General features: G+C 63.7%; 16 protein-coding genes. 9 read left to right on the top strand and 7 right to left on the bottom strand.

Features of this window, described 5'->3' with window-relative positions; all coding sequences use genetic code 11:
• Window positions 1–2: 2 nt before the first annotated feature.
• Entirely contained in the window at window positions 3–914 is a 912-nt protein-coding gene (gene folE2, locus ACQ4W0_RS19070; RefSeq protein ID WP_436578169.1) for a GTP cyclohydrolase FolE2, read from the bottom strand.
• A gap of 95 nt (window positions 915–1,009) precedes the next feature.
• The gene (alkB, locus tag ACQ4W0_RS19065; protein WP_436578168.1) at window positions 1,010–1,672 is read right to left on the bottom strand and encodes a DNA oxidative demethylase AlkB; all 663 of its coding nucleotides are present in this window, start codon (window positions 1,670–1,672) and stop codon (window positions 1,010–1,012) included.
• Between the two features lie 93 nt (window positions 1,673–1,765).
• Between alkB and ACQ4W0_RS19060 the strand changes: the two genes are divergently transcribed.
• A complete protein-coding gene (locus ACQ4W0_RS19060) occupies window positions 1,766–2,236 on the top strand; it encodes a heme-degrading domain-containing protein (protein ID WP_436578167.1) in 471 nt (156 codons plus the stop codon).
• On the opposite strand, the gene ACQ4W0_RS19055 is transcribed toward ACQ4W0_RS19060, so the two are convergent.
• From ACQ4W0_RS19055 to ACQ4W0_RS19045, 3 genes are read right to left on the bottom strand one after another with little or no spacing between them, the layout of a single operon-like run.
• Entirely contained in the window at window positions 2,237–2,929 is a 693-nt protein-coding gene (locus ACQ4W0_RS19055) for an aspartate/glutamate racemase family protein (protein WP_436578166.1), read from the bottom strand.
• A gap of 8 nt (window positions 2,930–2,937) precedes the next feature.
• On the bottom strand, window positions 2,938–3,693 hold the full coding sequence (locus ACQ4W0_RS19050; RefSeq protein ID WP_436578165.1) for an SDR family NAD(P)-dependent oxidoreductase: 756 nt from the start codon (window positions 3,691–3,693) through the stop codon (window positions 2,938–2,940).
• Complete coding sequence (locus tag ACQ4W0_RS19045) at window positions 3,668–4,396, bottom strand: GntR family transcriptional regulator (protein WP_436578164.1); 729 nt, start codon at window positions 4,394–4,396, stop codon at window positions 3,668–3,670. Before ACQ4W0_RS19045 ends, ACQ4W0_RS19050 begins: the two co-directional genes overlap by 26 nt.
• A 135-nt stretch (window positions 4,397–4,531) precedes the next feature.
• Here ACQ4W0_RS19045 and ACQ4W0_RS19040 point away from each other — a divergent pair, with 135 nt between their 5' ends.
• Window positions 4,532–4,984: an acyl-CoA thioesterase gene (locus tag ACQ4W0_RS19040; protein ID WP_436578163.1), complete on the top strand. Its 453-nt coding sequence runs from the start codon at window positions 4,532–4,534 to the stop codon at window positions 4,982–4,984.
• Here the strand turns inward: ACQ4W0_RS19040 and ACQ4W0_RS19035 are convergent.
• Complete coding sequence (locus ACQ4W0_RS19035; RefSeq protein ID WP_436578162.1) at window positions 4,981–5,664, bottom strand: YoaK family protein; 684 nt, start codon at window positions 5,662–5,664, stop codon at window positions 4,981–4,983. The two genes, ACQ4W0_RS19040 and ACQ4W0_RS19035, sit on opposite strands and share 4 nt — an antisense overlap.
• Before the next feature lie 190 nt (window positions 5,665–5,854).
• On the opposite strand from ACQ4W0_RS19035, the gene ACQ4W0_RS19030 reads away from it, so the two are divergent.
• Window positions 5,855–7,219: an amino acid permease gene (locus ACQ4W0_RS19030; RefSeq protein WP_436578161.1), complete on the top strand. Its 1,365-nt coding sequence runs from the start codon at window positions 5,855–5,857 to the stop codon at window positions 7,217–7,219.
• 97 nt (window positions 7,220–7,316) lie between these two features.
• On the opposite strand, the gene ACQ4W0_RS19025 is transcribed toward ACQ4W0_RS19030, so the two are convergent.
• Entirely contained in the window at window positions 7,317–8,924 is a 1,608-nt protein-coding gene (locus ACQ4W0_RS19025; RefSeq protein ID WP_436578160.1) for a hypothetical protein, read from the bottom strand.
• A gap of 424 nt (window positions 8,925–9,348) precedes the next feature.
• Between ACQ4W0_RS19025 and ACQ4W0_RS19020 the strand changes: the two genes are divergently transcribed.
• The 6 genes from ACQ4W0_RS19020 (at window position 9,349) to ACQ4W0_RS18995 (ending at window position 15,349) form a co-directional block, all read left to right on the top strand.
• The gene (locus ACQ4W0_RS19020) at window positions 9,349–11,058 is read left to right on the top strand and encodes a methyl-accepting chemotaxis protein (protein ID WP_436578159.1); all 1,710 of its coding nucleotides are present in this window, start codon (window positions 9,349–9,351) and stop codon (window positions 11,056–11,058) included.
• Between the two features lie 27 nt (window positions 11,059–11,085).
• A complete protein-coding gene (gene cysC, locus ACQ4W0_RS19015) occupies window positions 11,086–11,715 on the top strand; it encodes an adenylyl-sulfate kinase (protein WP_436578158.1) in 630 nt (209 codons plus the stop codon).
• A 34-nt stretch (window positions 11,716–11,749) separates the two neighbouring features.
• Window positions 11,750–12,868: a sulfotransferase family protein gene (locus tag ACQ4W0_RS19010; RefSeq protein WP_436578157.1), complete on the top strand. Its 1,119-nt coding sequence runs from the start codon at window positions 11,750–11,752 to the stop codon at window positions 12,866–12,868.
• Between the two features lie 193 nt (window positions 12,869–13,061).
• Window positions 13,062–14,402, top strand: coding sequence for a sensor domain-containing protein (locus tag ACQ4W0_RS19005; protein WP_436578156.1), 1,341 nt, complete (start codon window positions 13,062–13,064; stop codon window positions 14,400–14,402).
• Between the two features lie 48 nt (window positions 14,403–14,450).
• Complete coding sequence (locus tag ACQ4W0_RS19000; protein WP_436578155.1) at window positions 14,451–14,837, top strand: hypothetical protein; 387 nt, start codon at window positions 14,451–14,453, stop codon at window positions 14,835–14,837.
• Window positions 14,838–14,905: 68 nt separating this feature from the next.
• Window positions 14,906–15,349: a DUF411 domain-containing protein gene (locus ACQ4W0_RS18995; protein WP_436578154.1), complete on the top strand. Its 444-nt coding sequence runs from the start codon at window positions 14,906–14,908 to the stop codon at window positions 15,347–15,349.
• The last annotated feature ends 31 nt before the right edge of the window (window positions 15,350–15,380 follow it).

Raw genomic sequence — 15,380 nt, 5'->3', positions numbered from 1 at the left:
ACTCAGGTAAGCTGGCCCGCCTGCGCCATGGCATCATGCGGATGCAGGCTTTCCATATGCCGTACGGTAACACGCGCCTGCGCATAATGTGGCGCCAGCGCCGCCTGTACGCGGCGGGCCGCGTCTTCCACATACATCAGATTAGCACCATTCAGGCGCGCAAACGCCTGCTCGTCAGCCCGTTTCACGGCCGTCTGCAGCGGTGTCGCCAGCGCCGCCTCCACCAGGCCGATCAGGGGAAACAGATCCAACTCCGCCTGCTCCGTCAATGCCACGGTGACCGTCGCCGTGCTGCGCTGGCTGTGCGGCGTGGCCAGGCTGGCGTGCTCCTGCAGCCAGTCGCGCGCGGCGATGCCGTCGATGCCACCCTCGCCAAACTGCGCCGCAAAGGCGTCGGCGAGCAATTGCCGCGCCAGCGCCGCCGAGCACGGACAGGTCGACGAATAGCCGATTTCTACCGTCAGGGACAGGGCAAAGCCCTGCGGAGTAACATTCGCCCGCAGGCGCACGGGATACGACTTCCAGCCCGACAGCCCCGCCGTCAGCAGCGCCGCCTGGCGCCGCAGCACGGGAAAGGCCAGCGTCAGGCGCGCCTGCGTGCTGGCGCAATCGGCGTGGCTGTCCACCATGCGCCGCAGCACGGCGGCCAGTGCGCCCGCATCAAGCGGCTGCGCGGCGGCAAACGCATCGAGCAGCACATACAGGCGCGACATATGGATGCCCTTGACGTGCGGCGCAGGCAAGTCCACCTGCACGTCGGCCCAGGCATGCACCTGCTGCGCCTGGCCCCCCTCTTCCAGCCACAAGGGCAAGGCGATGCCCTGCATGCCGACCCAGTCCAGCGGCATGGGGCTGCCCAGATGGGGTCCGGCCGCCACGTCGGGCAAGGGCTTAGAAAGGGAATCGCGCTTCATGGTCAAGGCTCCATATGCAAACAAGTTGCATATCATGCAGAGAAACACATTAATTTGCAAGTATCTTGCATTAATGGAGGGGGGGGATCGACAGATCAGCTGGCCTTGCGAAACGTCAGATTGATGCGCTGCGCGCCCTGTACCGCGTGTTCGCCCTCTTTCAGGGGCGCCACGCCGTGGAAGCGCAGGCGGTCGGCGCCGCCCCACACCACCACGTCGCCATGCAACAAGGCGATGCGCGCCGCCTTGTCGGCCCGCTCCGCCCCGCCGAACAGGAAGGTGGCGGGCAGACCCAGCGAGACGGAAATGATGGGCGCATTGAAATCGCATTCATCGCGGTCCTGGTGCAGCGCCATGCGCGCTCCAGGCGCATAGCGGTTGACCAGGCAGGCGTCGGGCGTGAAGCCCGGATAGCCGGCCGCCAGCGCAGCCTGCTGCGCCAGGCGCAGGAACACGGGCGGCATCGTCGGCCAGGGACGGCCACTGGACGGATCGAGCCGCGCATAGCGGTAGCCGCGCCCATCCGTGACCCAACCCAGAGTACCGCAATTGCTCATGGCAACAGACATGCGCAAGCCGCCCGGCGTGGCCATGTGGCGCAGGGGCGCCGCCAGCACGATGGCATCCAATGCCGGCAGCACCTCGTCCAGATAAGGCAGCGCAAAACCGCGCAGCAGGACCGACGCGGACGAGCCGGGCACCAACGGCGTCGGGCCGGGCGGGGCATAATCGTCATCGGCAAACAGGGACAGGTTCATGCTATCTATTGTAGGCCCGACATGGAAAAAGCGCACGCGACTGGCCCATGGTGCGCTACAGTAGCGCTTCCAGCCACTCCCCCCTCCTCCACGATGGATCATTACGCCGATTTGCTGCACACCCTCGCGCAACAGGAACAATCCCTGCAATTCGAACGCTTCGACAACGATACGGCGCTGGCCGTGGGCCTGTGGATCGTCGAAGAAGTGCGCAAGCGGGGCAAGGCCGTCACCGTCAACATCACGCGCAATGGCCAGGTGCTGTTCCATCACGCCATGACGGACGCCACGGCGGACCAGGCGGACTGGATACGCCGCAAGAACAATACGGTGCAGCGCTTTTGCCGCAGCTCCTACTACATGGGCATCTCGTATAAAAGCCGCGGCAGCACCTTCGAAGACGTGAAATACCTCGACGACATCGAGTACGCGGGCCATGGCGGCGCGTTCCCTCTGCTGATACGCGGCGTGGGACTGGTCGGCACCGTGACCGTTTCCGGCCTGGCGCAGGCAGACGACCATGCGCTGGTGGTGGCCGCGCTGCAGGCGCAGTTGGACAAATAGTCAGGCGGCCAGCGCCCGGCGCAAGGCGGCGCGCGCCAGCAGACGCGTGGAATCGAGCGTCGGCAGCGGCGAATTGGCGTCGTTGATGATGAGCGGGATTTCCGTGCAGCCAAGGATGACGGCATCGCAGCCCTGCTCTTGCAAGCCGCCGATGATGGCCTGGAAGCGCGCCACGCTGTCCGCCTTGACGACGCCTGGCACCAGTTCCTCCATGATGATGCGGTTGATCTCGCTGCGCGCGTCCTCGCCCGGCCGCACGCAAGCGATGCCGCGCGCAGCCAGCATGTCCGGATACACGGCGCTGTCGACCAGCCAGCGCGTGCCCGTCAGGCCCACGCGTTGGTAACCCCGCTCGGCCGCTTCGCCGGCCACGACGTCGGCGATATGCAGCCAGGGCAGCGGCGAACGGGGCGCCATCAGGGCAAACGCCTGGTGGATGGTGTTGTCGGGGCAGATCAGGAAATCGGCGCCGGCCGCGGCCAGCTTGTGCGCCGACGCCAGCATCAGTTCGGCCACGCCGGCCAGGTCGCCCGCCTTCAGGCAATCCACATAGCGCGCCAGCGGCGGCGTGTGCAGCGTGACTTCCGGATGTTCATACGCTCCCATTGCATGCGCGCCCTCTTCGCAGATGGTGCGGTAGCACAGGGCCGCGCCTTCGGCCGAACAGCCTACGATACCGATATGCTGAGTCATGATTTTCCTTAAATGCGCTGGCCGCCGTCGATGGGGATTTCCGCGCCCGTGATGTACGAGGCGCGCTCGCTGCATAAAAACTCCACCAGGTCGGCCACTTCGGCCGTCGTGCCCAGGCGGCGCAGGGGGATTTGCGTGTCGACGATATGCGAGGTGCCGGGCGACAGGATCGCCGTATCGATCTCACCCGGTGCGATGGCGTTCACGCGCACGTTCAGCGGCGCCATGTCGTTGGCCATTTCGCGCGTCAGCGACGCCAGCGCCGCCTTCGAGCTGGCGTAGGCGGAACCGGCGAACGGGTGCACGCGGTAGCCGGCGATCGAACACAGGTTCACGACGGAGCCGTGCGCGTTCGACAATTCCTGCGCAAAGCCGCGCGTCAGCGCCAGCGGCGCAAAGAAGTTCGTGTTGTACATTTCTTGCCAGGTCTGCATGTCGGTGGTCAGGGAATTGACGCGCGAACCACCCGGCCCTTTCGGCGATACCCCCGCATTGTTCACCAGCGCGTGCAGCTTCGAGTCGCCCAGCATGGGGCGCAGGGTCTCGACCATTTGCCCGATCTGGCTCAGGTCCGACAAATCCATGCACACATGCGTGTTGTGCTCCTGGCTGCGCGGGCAGCCACCGGGAATCGGGCTGCGCGAGACGGTGATGACGCGCCAGCCCAGGCTGCGGAAGCGTTCGGCCACGGCGTGGCCGATGCCGCGGCTGGCGCCCGTGACGATGGCCGTTTTTTGTTCAGTCTTGTGCTGGATGTTCGTCATGTTCTTCCTTGTCATGTGCGCTTGTGCCGGCGTGGATGCGCTCCTGGCGCATGACATAGGCCAGCATCTGCGTCCCGCCGTCGAGAATGTCCTGTTCGATGGCGCGCCGCGCGGCCGCGCTATCGCGCTGGCGCAGCGCGCTGATGATGGCGCGATGGTGGCCGACGCGCATGTCGGGCGAAAAGCTGGCGTAGCCGGCGGCGATCAGGGGCGCCGTCTGCATCCACAAGTGGTCGACGAAGCGTTTCAAGGTCGGCATGCCGGCCGCCTGCGCCAGCCCCAGGTGAAACGCCTGGTTGCATTGCAGGGCCGCCGCCAGGTCGTTCCGCGCGATGGCGTCTTCATTCGCTTGCAGCAGGCGTTCCAGGTCCGCCAGCGTGGCGTCGTCGATGCGTTGCGCCGCTTCAAACGCGCCCAGCCCTTCCAGTTCCAGGCGCAGCGCACGGATTTCCAGGTAGCGCGCCACGCTCAGCACGGGCACGCGGAAGTCGCGCGGCGAGCGCAGTACCAGCGCCTCTTCCTGCACCAGCTGCAGCATGGCATCACGCACGGGCGTGACGCTGGTGCCCAGCTGCAGCGCCAGCTCGCGGATGCGCAGCCGGTCATTCGGCTGGAAGCGCCCCGCCGCCAGCGCATCGCGCAGCGTCGCGTACACGGATTTGCCCAGGTTGACGTGCGCCAGGCTGTCCAGGGGATGATTCATAGGCATTTTCAGATCTGTCAGATTATGATGCATCATACATCAACGAATAAAACAGTGTTTTTCCCTGCGTGCGCCGCAGACAGGAAACACGGCAAGCACGTACAATCAGCCGCCAATGCATTGAAAGGATCGCACTTGAACTGGGATTATCCGCACGCCTGCACCCTGCCCGTCACGCCAGAAGCGGGCGACATCGACGGCTTGCAGCATACGAACAACGCCGTGTATGTGCGCTGGTGCGAGCATATCGCCTGGCACCACTCGGCCACCTTGGGGCTGGACCTGGACGATTACCGGCGCCTGGACCGGGCCATGGCGATCCGCCGCGGCGAATACGATTACCTGCTGCCCACCAGGGCTGGCGAAGCGCTGACCCTGGCCACCTGGCTGTGCGCCAGCGATGGCCGCTCCAGCATGGAACGGCGCTTCCAGCTGATCCGCGACAGCGACGGCGCCACCGTCGTGCGCGGACGCTGGGACTTGATCTGCATCGAATTGAGCAGCGGCCGCGCGCGCCGCCTGCCGCCCGAGTTTTTGGCCGCGTACGAACCGGCCATCGTCTCGACGCGCCAGAGCGCGCAGGATTAAGCTGGCAAGCGCGCCGGCTCCAGCGCAATCAGCACCAGCAAAATGGCCAGCGGCACGGCCAGCGCGGCAAAGCCCACTGCCAGGTAGGCAAAGGCGGCCAGGATGGCGCCCGCGGCAAACCCCAGCAGGGGCCAGAAAAATTTGACGCAGCGCTCGCGCGTGGCGCCGTCGGCCGCGCCGCGCAGCACGTCGACCGTATCGATCACCAATTGCGTCACATTGCCCGTCATCATGGACGTGGGTGCCAGGTGCGCCAGCAGCAGACGGCTGATGGCGCTATGCGCGCCCATGGCCGCCGCGCCGAGCAGGCCGGCCGTCATCGCCAGCGCGCCTGGCTCCGGCCCCAGCGGTTCGGCCAGCACGCCAAACACCATGAAACCGAGCAGTAGCGCCAGTTCCAGCAGCAGCGTCAGGCGCAGCGCCGGTCCGCCGCGGCGTTCGGTCGCCACGCTCAAGAGCCGCGCTGCCGCCACGCCCACGATAAACGCAGGGAAGGCCAGCAGCTTGAGGGCAATCGAGGCATGCGTGGCGTTGGCCAGCGCCGCGCCGATCAGCACGAAGTTGCCCGTCACATGGGCTGTGAACAGGCCAAACAGGGCGACAAAGCCCAGGGTATCGACATAGCCGGCCAAAAAGCCCAGGCTGATGCCCTGCAAACGGCTGCGCTGCGCAAGATTCATACATGCTCCTCAAAAATTTGCCATCATGATACCGTGCCGCCGTCGCCGGCGGCAGCGGTTTTGCGCGCCGTTCGGCGAAGATGCATGGCTTTTCTTGCGCCCCCGCAGTGCAACATGCATTTCGCTCCTGATTTGTGCGCCCATGCTTTAGAATCAGCGACCTCAGCCCCGTAAAAACAGGATAAAACATATGACGGCAGTCGGGAATACCGAACCACAAGAGCTCAAGCGCGGCCTGAAAAGCCGCCACATCCAGCTCATCGCCCTGGGCGGCGCCATCGGCACCGGCCTGTTTCTGGGCATCGCGCAAACCATCAAGATGGCCGGCCCTTCCGTGCTGCTGGGCTATGGCATCGCCGGCGTCATCGCCTTTCTGATCATGCGCCAACTGGGCGAGATGGTGGTCGACGAACCCGTCGCCGGCTCCTTCAGCTACTTCGCCGACAAATACTGCGGCCACCTGCCCGGCTTCCTGTCGGGCTGGAATTACTGGGTGCTGTATGTGCTGGTCAGCATGGCCGAACTGACGGCTGTCGGCATCTATGTGCAGTACTGGTGGCCGGGCGTTCCTACCTGGGTCTCGGCACTGATTTTCTTCTGCGCCATCAACGCCATCAGTTTGTTGAATGTCAAAGCCTTCGGTGAAATGGAATTCTGGTTTGCCCTCATCAAGGTAGTCGCCATCATCGGCATGATCGTCTTTGGCGCGTACCTGCTCGCCTCCGGCGATGCGGGCCCGCAAGCGTCGGTGGCCAACCTGTGGCAGCACGGCGGCTTCTTTCCGAATGGCTGGCAGGGCCTGGTGATGGCCATGGCCGTCATCATGTTCTCGTTCGGCGGCCTGGAACTGGTGGGCATCACGGCGGCCGAGGCGGACGACCCGAGCACGACGATTCCGCGCGCCACCAACCAGGCCATCTACCGCATCCTGATCTTTTACATTGGCGCGCTGGGCATTTTGCTGTCGCTGTACCCGTGGCAGAAGGTCGTCACCGGCGGCAGCCCCTTCGTCCTGATCTTTCATGCACTCGACAGCAACCTGGTGGCCACGGCCCTGAACGTGGTGGTGCTGACGGCCGCCCTCTCCGTGTACAACAGCGGCGTGTACTGCAACACGCGCATGCTGTTCGGCCTGGCCAAGCAAGGCAATGCGCCACGTGCCCTGCTGCACCTGAACCGCCGCGGCGTGCCGTTGGCGGCGCTGGGCGTGTCGGCCCTGGCCACGGGTGCCTGCGTGGTGGTCAATTACTTCATGCCGGGCGAAGCGTTTGAAGTACTGATGGGCCTGGTGGTTTCGGCCCTGATCATCAACTGGGCCATGATCAGCTGGATTCACCTGCGCTTCCGCGCGCAAAAGAAATTGGAAGGAAAAACGACGCTGTTTCAGAGCCTGGGCTACCCGTTCACGAACTACCTGTGCCTGGTCTTCCTGGCCGGCATCCTGGTGATCATGTACCTGACGCCGGGCCTGCGCATTTCCGTCTACCTGATACCCGTGTGGCTCGCTGCGCTGGGCGTCGGTTACTGGATCAGGCAAAGCAAGGCCAAGGCATAGACTGCCTTGCTCCATATCAAGCAATAAACAGGTAATCAACAAACAAACAAAAAGCCCGTCTTCGCAGACGGGCTTTTTGCATAGTGCGCTGGCGTTTTCAAGCGGCGGCGGCCTCGCTCTTTTCCGGCAGCACATCGGCTTGCCACATGCTAACGGTCTGGCCCGCATACGATTGCAGCAGCACGTCGTCGCTCAAGGTCAGCAGCGCCTGCTTGCGCTGCTCCATGCGCGCCTCGGGCGACGTGTCCTTCTCGCCCGTCTTGTACGGTCCCAGCACGGGCAGCAGGTCGCGCAGCACGGAATAATTGCCCGGCGTGGTCTTGTCCGATTCCAGCTTGCCCAGGAAATACTTCATGACATGCTCGGATTGGCTGGCCTCTTGCCGCAAGCTCGCCTTCACCATCTTGCCATCCTTGTAGGCCACTTGCGCGTCGCTGCTGGCCGTATCCTCGATCTGGTGGTAAGTATAGTTCTGCGATTCTGTGCTGGTCGTCAGGCGCAGCGGCACACCGGGGACGAGCGTCTCATGGTAGCTGGCGCTCAGCTTCGATTGCTGCTGCTGCCGGATCGAACGCGCATCCTGGCTGGCGCCGGCCTGCACCGTCTTTTGCGACACCTCATAATTGAAGCCATCCTTTTCCGCGCTGCGCATGGGATTGCTGAATTTCACGGCTTGCGACACGGAGGCGCTGAAATCGGCCAGCCCCGTCAGGATGGACTTGTCCTCGGCCGCCAGGCGCCACTTGCCCGTCTCGGGAGTGTCCGTGGCTACCTGCGGCGCGGCGGTGTTGCTGTGCAAGGCCGTGAAGCTGTCCTTGAGCATGGCCACCAGGCCCGCATCGCCATGGCCGCGCGACGCCGCCTGGTCGAACTGCTTCATGTAGCTGCCCAGCGCCTTGGCTTGCCGTTCCTTGCTGCCCAGGGTGTTGAGTTGGCTGGCATCGACCTTCAGGTCCAGGCTGCCGGCCTCGCCAATGAAGCTGACCTTGCGCTGCGCACCGTCGGCCTGGAAATCTAGGGTTTGCACGCTTTCCGGCTCGCCGCGCACCTTCACTTCCGCATGCAGCTTCACCGACGCCAGCACTTGCTGGTCGAACTGCATCAAGCCCGCCAGCTTGATTTTCGGCGTGCTCTGCCCCAAGCCGTCGATGGCTTCCTGAAAACCTTTTGCCAGGTCGCCCAGCGCGCTGGCCTCAGCGTCGCTAAGCTCGCCGCTCGTCGTCATGTTCACGGCCAGGCCGTCTCCCTGGCTGTCGAGCGACAGCTTGACTTCCACGCCGCTCCTGGTGGTGATGCTGAGGGAAACATTATCTTCGCCATTGCCGTGCAGGCTGCCCGGCGCGATGCCGGACGCCGCATAGACATTCGGCGAGGTGCTCGGCGGCGGCTGGCGCATCGCCTGCGAGAAATTGTAGTTGCCCAGCTTGGCCTGACCCAGCATGGCCGCGCCCAGGCCGCTGAAGCGACCGCCAAACGCATACGAAGAGAAGCTTTTCGTCATCGCCTCACTCACCTTGTCGCGCGACGCGCTTTCCCACACCATCGGCGACGGCACGAGGGATGACACGGCCGGCGGGCCGCCAAAGGCGACGATGGCGGATGGGGTCGGCGCCGGGGATGAGGGCGTGTCCGCCCTGCTTGCCGTAGCGGCAGGCGCGCTGGACGGGCTTGGATTCCAGCTCGGGATCGAGGAGACGGAGGTCATGGTCGTTATGCCTTGCTAAATGAGTAGTAGTGTATGGGTAAGATATTCATAACTTTCAGTTTTTGATAACAATCAACCGTCAAGCTAGCCCACTTTCAGCCAGACGTGGGATACACGCCGCTTCAGGTGCCAGGCTGACACAGCTATAACGACGTGAAATGTGAAATCATGAGTGAAGTGTGGCATGAAAATTTTTCATTCTTGATACAAGTCATGCTCCGCCCCAGCGGCGGCGCCAGCGAGGGCGCGTCATTTAACTCAAATTGGAACTGTTGCCGCAAGTAAATTTTATACTGTTGCTCAAATGATGAAAGTGACTATGTGTGACTTTTCACTTACCAGCAATCACTATGATCGCTGAGTGCTTCGCGATAAATCCGCATTAGCTTATGCGAAACAGCAAGCGCGGCCTTAAGGAGGCAGCATGAAATTTATGAACTTAACCATAGCCAAGCGGCTCGGTCTGGGCTTTGGCCTGGTGGCCCTGTTCCTGTTGCTGGTCATCACGCTGGGGCTGACCAGCATGCGACAAATCCAGGACCGCATGGATGAAACCACCAAGGTCAACAACGTCGAAACCAGCTTGGCCCAAACCATGGATTTGACGGTCACCGAACGCGCGCTGGCGCTGCGCAATCTGATTTTGCTGAAAGAGGATAAGGAAATCCAGATCGAAGTCGCGCGCATCGCGGCGCAGGAAAAGAAATACACCGCCGCCCAGCAAAAGCTCGGGGCCATGTTCGCCAAGCTGGGAGGCACGTCGAGCGAAGAAAAAAGCCTGCTCGAACAGATCCGCAGACAAAGCGAACTGGCCGCCCCCTTTATTCAAAGGGCCGCCACGCTGGCTCTGAACCAGAAGCAGGACGATGCCTACAAGCTGCTACGCTATGAATTTCGCCCCGTGCAAAAGCAATGGTGGGAATTGCTGCGCACCTTGATCGCCGTCGAGGAAAAGCAGAATAACGAGGCCTCCAGCGTCGCCGAGGCGGCCTACAGCCAGGCGCGCCTGGTCATGCTGAGCATCGGCTCGCTGGCCCTGATCACCAGCCTGCTGGCCGCCGTGTTGATCACGCGCGGGGTGACACGTCAGCTCGGTTGCGAGCCCGGCGAAGCGGCGGCGATTGCCGGCCAGATTGCCAGTGGCAACCTGGCCGTGCCCATCCATACCCGCGCCGGCGATACGCACAGCCTGCTGTACGCCATGCAATCGATGCGCGACAGCCTGGCGCAAATCGTCCAGCAAGTTCACGCCAGCACCGAGACCATCGCCACGGCAGCAGGACAAATCGCCATGGGCAACCTGGACTTGTCTTCGCGCACGGAACAGCAGGCCAGTACGCTGGAGCAAACCGCTTCATCCATGGAAGAACTGACGAGCACCGTGCGCATCAACACCGACCATGCGCGCCAGGCCAACGGGCTGGCCGAATCGGCCTCCGATGTCGCCACCAAGGACGGCGCCGTGGTGGCGCAGGTGGTCGACACCATGGCGGCCATCGATGTCTCGGCGCGCAAGATCGTCGACATCATCGCCGTCATCGACGGCATCGCCTTCCAGACGAATATCCTGGCGCTGAACGCGGCGGTCGAGGCGGCCCGTGCCGGGGAACAGGGGCGCGGCTTTGCCGTCGTGGCCACCGAGGTGCGCAATCTGGCGCAGCGCTCGGCCGCCGCAGCCAAGGAAATCAAGGACTTGATCGGCGATTCGGTCGACAAGGTACAAGCCGGCAACCGCCTGGTGGAACAAGCCGGATCGACCATGCACGAGGTGGTCGCCAGCGTCAGGCGCGTCACCGGCATCATGTCCGAAATGATGTCCGCCAGCCAGGAGCAATCGGCCGGCATCGAGCAAATCAATATGGCCGTGACGCAGATGGACAATGTGACGCAGCAAAACGCGGCCTTGGTCGAGGAAGCCGCCGCCGCCGCGCAAGCGATGCAGGAACAGGTCAACAGCCTGAACGACGTGGTCAGCGTCTTCCGCGTGGGCAACATCGCTGGCGGCCGCGATGCGGGACTGCGCGTCCTCCACCGTCCGCCACCACCACCGCCGCTGGCGGCACGACGCCCGCCCGCCACGGCAAAGCCGGCGCCTCCGGCAGCGGCCAAACCACGCGAAATCGAGTGGCAATAGTTCTGAGCCGGCAACGGGGAGTGGCGCATGGGTAAACTGGAACAGATCGCCGCTGCGGGCGACGTGGTGGCGACGCACATCTTCCCGCACGCCGGCCATATCAGCAAGGAACAGCGGGGGCCGCTGGCCGGCCAGCAGGCCGCAACGCTATGGCTGACCGGCCTGAGCGGCGCAGGCAAGTCGACGCTGGAGTACGCGCTGGAAAGGCGGCTGCTGGCGGCGGGTCGCCTGAGCTGCGTGCTCGACGGCGACAATATGCGGCACCACCTGAATGGCGACCTGGGTTTCTCTCCCCGCGACCGCCAGGAAAACATCCGCCGCAGCGCCGTCGTGGCCAGGCTGATGAACGACGCCGGCATGATGGTCATCTGCGCCTTCATCTCGCCGCTGCGCAGCGACCGCGAGATGGCGCGTCAGATCGTCGGCAACGACAATTTTATCGAAGCCTACATCAGCACGCCGAGCGCGCTATGCGAAGAACGCGACCCCAAGGGGTTGTACAAAAAAGCGCGGGCCGGACTGATCCCGGCATTTACGGGCGTCTCCGCGCCCTACGAGGCACCGCTGGCGCCGGCGCTGATGCTGGACACGGGCGTGCTGTCGCTGGAACAGGCCTGCGAGCGGCTGTTCCAGCAGCTGAGTCCGCGCTTCATCTGATGCCGCACTGCCACCTTTTTCGAGGAATGATGAGATGAGCAGCAGCCACCATCCCGGCGACGCCGGGCGCCCGCGCCCCGTCATGATGATCCCCCTGCGCCGCTGCGGCAGCCATGCCCTGCGCCTGCGCCTGAACCTGTCGCCCCAGTTTTATTCACCATATCCGCTGCACCTGGTCGATATGATGCCGCTGCTGCCCCTGTACGGCGACTTGCGCGACGACCGCGCCTACTTTCGCCTGGTGGTCGATGTGGTGGGCCTGGCGGCGGCCAGCATGGTCAAGTGGCCGGGCGTGGTCTTCGATCCGGTGGAAGTGTTCGAGACGCTGCGCGGCCAGCCGCGCAGCATCCACCGCGTGGCATGGGAGCTGCTGTTGCGCGCGGGCGAACGCCACCACGCGCAGGTGGTCATGGACAAGTCGCTCGACAGCGTGCACTACGCCGACGACATTGTGCGGCTGTATCCGGACATGCTGTTCCTGAACGTGGTGCGCGATCCGCGCGCGCAAGTGGCGTCGATGAACCGCGCCATCATCCACGATTTTGACACGCTGCTCAATGCCAGGACATGGCTGGCCGCCCATGCGGCAGCCGACCAGGTCGTGCAACGCTATCGCCAGCGCGTGCTGACGATACGCTATGAAGATTTCCTGTCGCGGCAACAGGAGACGCTGGAAACGGTATGTGACTTTCTCGGCATCGCCTTCCTGCCGCAAATGCTGGACGTGGCCGCGTCGGCGGAAGCGCGACAGATTGCGCAATTGTCATCGCTCTGGTCGGCCAACTGCTATGCGCCGATCGCGGCCAACATCGACAAATTCAGGCAGCAACTGTCGGACGATGACATCAACCTCATCGAAACGCTCACCGGCCCGTATATGGACCGCTACGGCTACACGCGCCTCAGCCGCGGCGACGCCAACGTCACGCCCGCGCTGATCGATCTGGCCGGCATGCGCTCGGCGCAAGGACGCGAACGCGCCTGGCGCGCGCTGGAACGGGATAATTTCCGCGATTTCGTGCTGCGCCGCTGCCGCGCCGATTATCTGGCCCAGCTGCATGCACGCCTCAACCAGAGTAGCGGTGCGCCGGGCAGCGGCACCATCGTAACGCTGGATCAACTCGACCCGGGCGCGTTTGCCGTCAGTGATTAAGCGCCTGGCCAGCACCTGTTCCAGGCTGCGCTCCTGCGTCCGGAAGGCAACTTTTTGACGGGATAAGTCCTCCGAAGTGACAAGCATGAGTACGCCGCCCTTGCCGGCCGGGCAAGCGGCGTTCAATGCTCACTTTTTCCTAAAAACAACAACTTCAATATCCATCGGCAATGTCCACTAGAATAGTGGACATATGAAACATATGATTAGCGCGCCGGTCGCCAGTTTCACCGATTTATTGCTCGACGCCGTGTGCATGGTCGATGTGGAGGGGCGCTTCGTGTTCGTCAGTGCGGCCTGCGAACGCATCTTCGGCTACACGCAGCAGGAAATGATCGGCAAGCTCATGCTCGACATGGTCGCTCCCGCCGACCGCGCCCGCACCCTGGCCGCCGCGCGTGCCATCATGGATGGCCATGCCCAGACGCACTTTGAAAACCGCTACCTGCGCAAGGATGGCCGGCTGGCGCACATCATGTGGTCCGCCCGCTGGTCCGCCGCCGACCAGCTGCGCGTGGCGGTGGCGCGCGACATCACCCTGCTGAAACAGGCGCAGGCAAAGCAGGCCGCGCTGTACGCCATCTCCGAAGTCATGCAGGCGACGCAAGACTTGCCCGCCTTGCTGCACCGTATCCAGCACATCATTGGCGACCACTTGCCAGCGCGCAGCATGACACTGTTCTTGCAGGACGAAGACGGCGCGCAGCCCCTCATGACCTGCCAGGCCGACGACAACGCAGCCCAGCCAACGTCGTCCCTGGCCAGCCTGCTGTGCGATGAAGTCCTGCGCAGCGGCCGCCCCTTGCTGCTGCAGCCGGGACAACTGGCCGGCTTGCCGGTGGCGCTGCAAACGGCGGCCGTCGCGCTGTCCTCCTGCTGGCTTGCCGTGCCACTGTATTCTTCCATGGGCAGCATCGGCGTGCTGGCTTTGCAAGGTGCCCAGGACGCCGTCATCGGCACGGAGCAAGACCAGGATATGCTGCAATTTGTCGCCAAACAGCTGGCCACCGCCATCGAGCGCCGGCAGTTGCAGACGCAAATGCAGTTCATGGCCATGCACGATGAACTGACCCGCCTGCCGAACCGCCGCCTGTTCCACGACCGCCTGCGCACGGCGTTCGCGCGCGCGCACCGCCAGGAAGGCCGGCTGTCGCTGCTGTTCCTGGATCTGAACAACTTCAAGCGGGTCAACGACGACCACGGCCATGCCTGTGGCGACCTGCTGCTGCAGGCGGTGGCGAGCCGCCTGCGAGATTGTATGCGCGAAACAGACACCCTGGCCAGGATGGGCGGCGATGAATTCGTCGTGCTGCTGGAAAGCAATGCCACGCCGGCGGACGTCAGCCTGATCGAGCAAAAAATCCATGCGGCCCTGGCCGCGCCGCTGCACCTGGACAACGGACAGCAATTACACATCGCCGTCAGCATCGGCGTGGCCCACTATCCGGACGACGGCGATAGCATGCAGCTGCTGCTGCGCCATGCGGACCGGGCCATGTACGCATCGAAGGCGCGCGCCACCGCCGCGCGTTAGCGGGTGCCTGCTTCTGGCGACATTGCCCCCATGCTATACTTTCCGTCGATGCTAAGACTCTTCAAAACATGGCTGATCCTGCTGTTGATCACGGCGGTGCCGCTGCAAGCGGGGGCTGCGGGCGCCACGCGGACGTGCGCGCCGCTCGCTGCCTTGCCTGCCGCCATGATGGCAGCGGACTGCCAGCATCACGCTGCGCAGTCATCCGCCGTCCCCAACAGCGCCGGCACGCAAGAAGACAACAAGCCCCCCGCCAAGCACCAGGCGTGCGGCGCCTGTGCCAGCTTTTGCCTGGGCGCACTGATGCCGCCCTGCCTCGCCCTTCCTGCCCCGGCCTGCAGCGGCGCGCAACAAGTCACCATCGCAACGGCCACCTTGCTGACGGGATTCATTCCCGACGGCCCGCGCCGGCCGCCCCGGCTGCTTTCCGCTTAAATTCCAAGCTCGTCCCAAGCAGGCCACCGAGGTGGCCACGATAGCCCTTATCCGTCTGAAAGCAACACATGATCAAACATTTCTTATTGCGCGGCATCTTCGCCGCCATGCTGGGCTTGCCCACGTTCGCCATAGCGGCCCTGCCCGTCATTGAAGTCTACAAGAGCGCCTCGTGCGGCTGCTGTTCCGAATGGATCAAGCATCTGGAAGCGAACGGTTTTACCGTGCGCGCGAAAAATGTCGAGATGCCGGCGCAATACCGCAAGCTGGCCGGCATTCCCGACGCGCTCGGTTCCTGCCATACGGGCCTCGTCAACGGCTACGCCATCGAAGGCCATGTGCCGGCCAGCGAGATCAAGCAGTTGTTGCGCGAGAAGCCCAAGGCGAAAGGCCTGGCCGTGCCCGCAATGCCCATGGGTTCGCCAGGCATGGAAGGACCGCGCAAGGATGCGTATGACGTCTTGCTGGTCAAGAACAACGGCAGCACCACGGTCTACAAGCACTACAAATAATCGGTAAAGAAATAAAAAACGCCGCCGGAAT

It is taken from the genome of Janthinobacterium breve (assembly GCF_051380895.1).
Lineage (GTDB): Bacteria > Pseudomonadota > Gammaproteobacteria > Burkholderiales > Burkholderiaceae_D > Janthinobacterium.
This window is presented reverse-complemented; position numbering and strand designations above follow the sequence as displayed.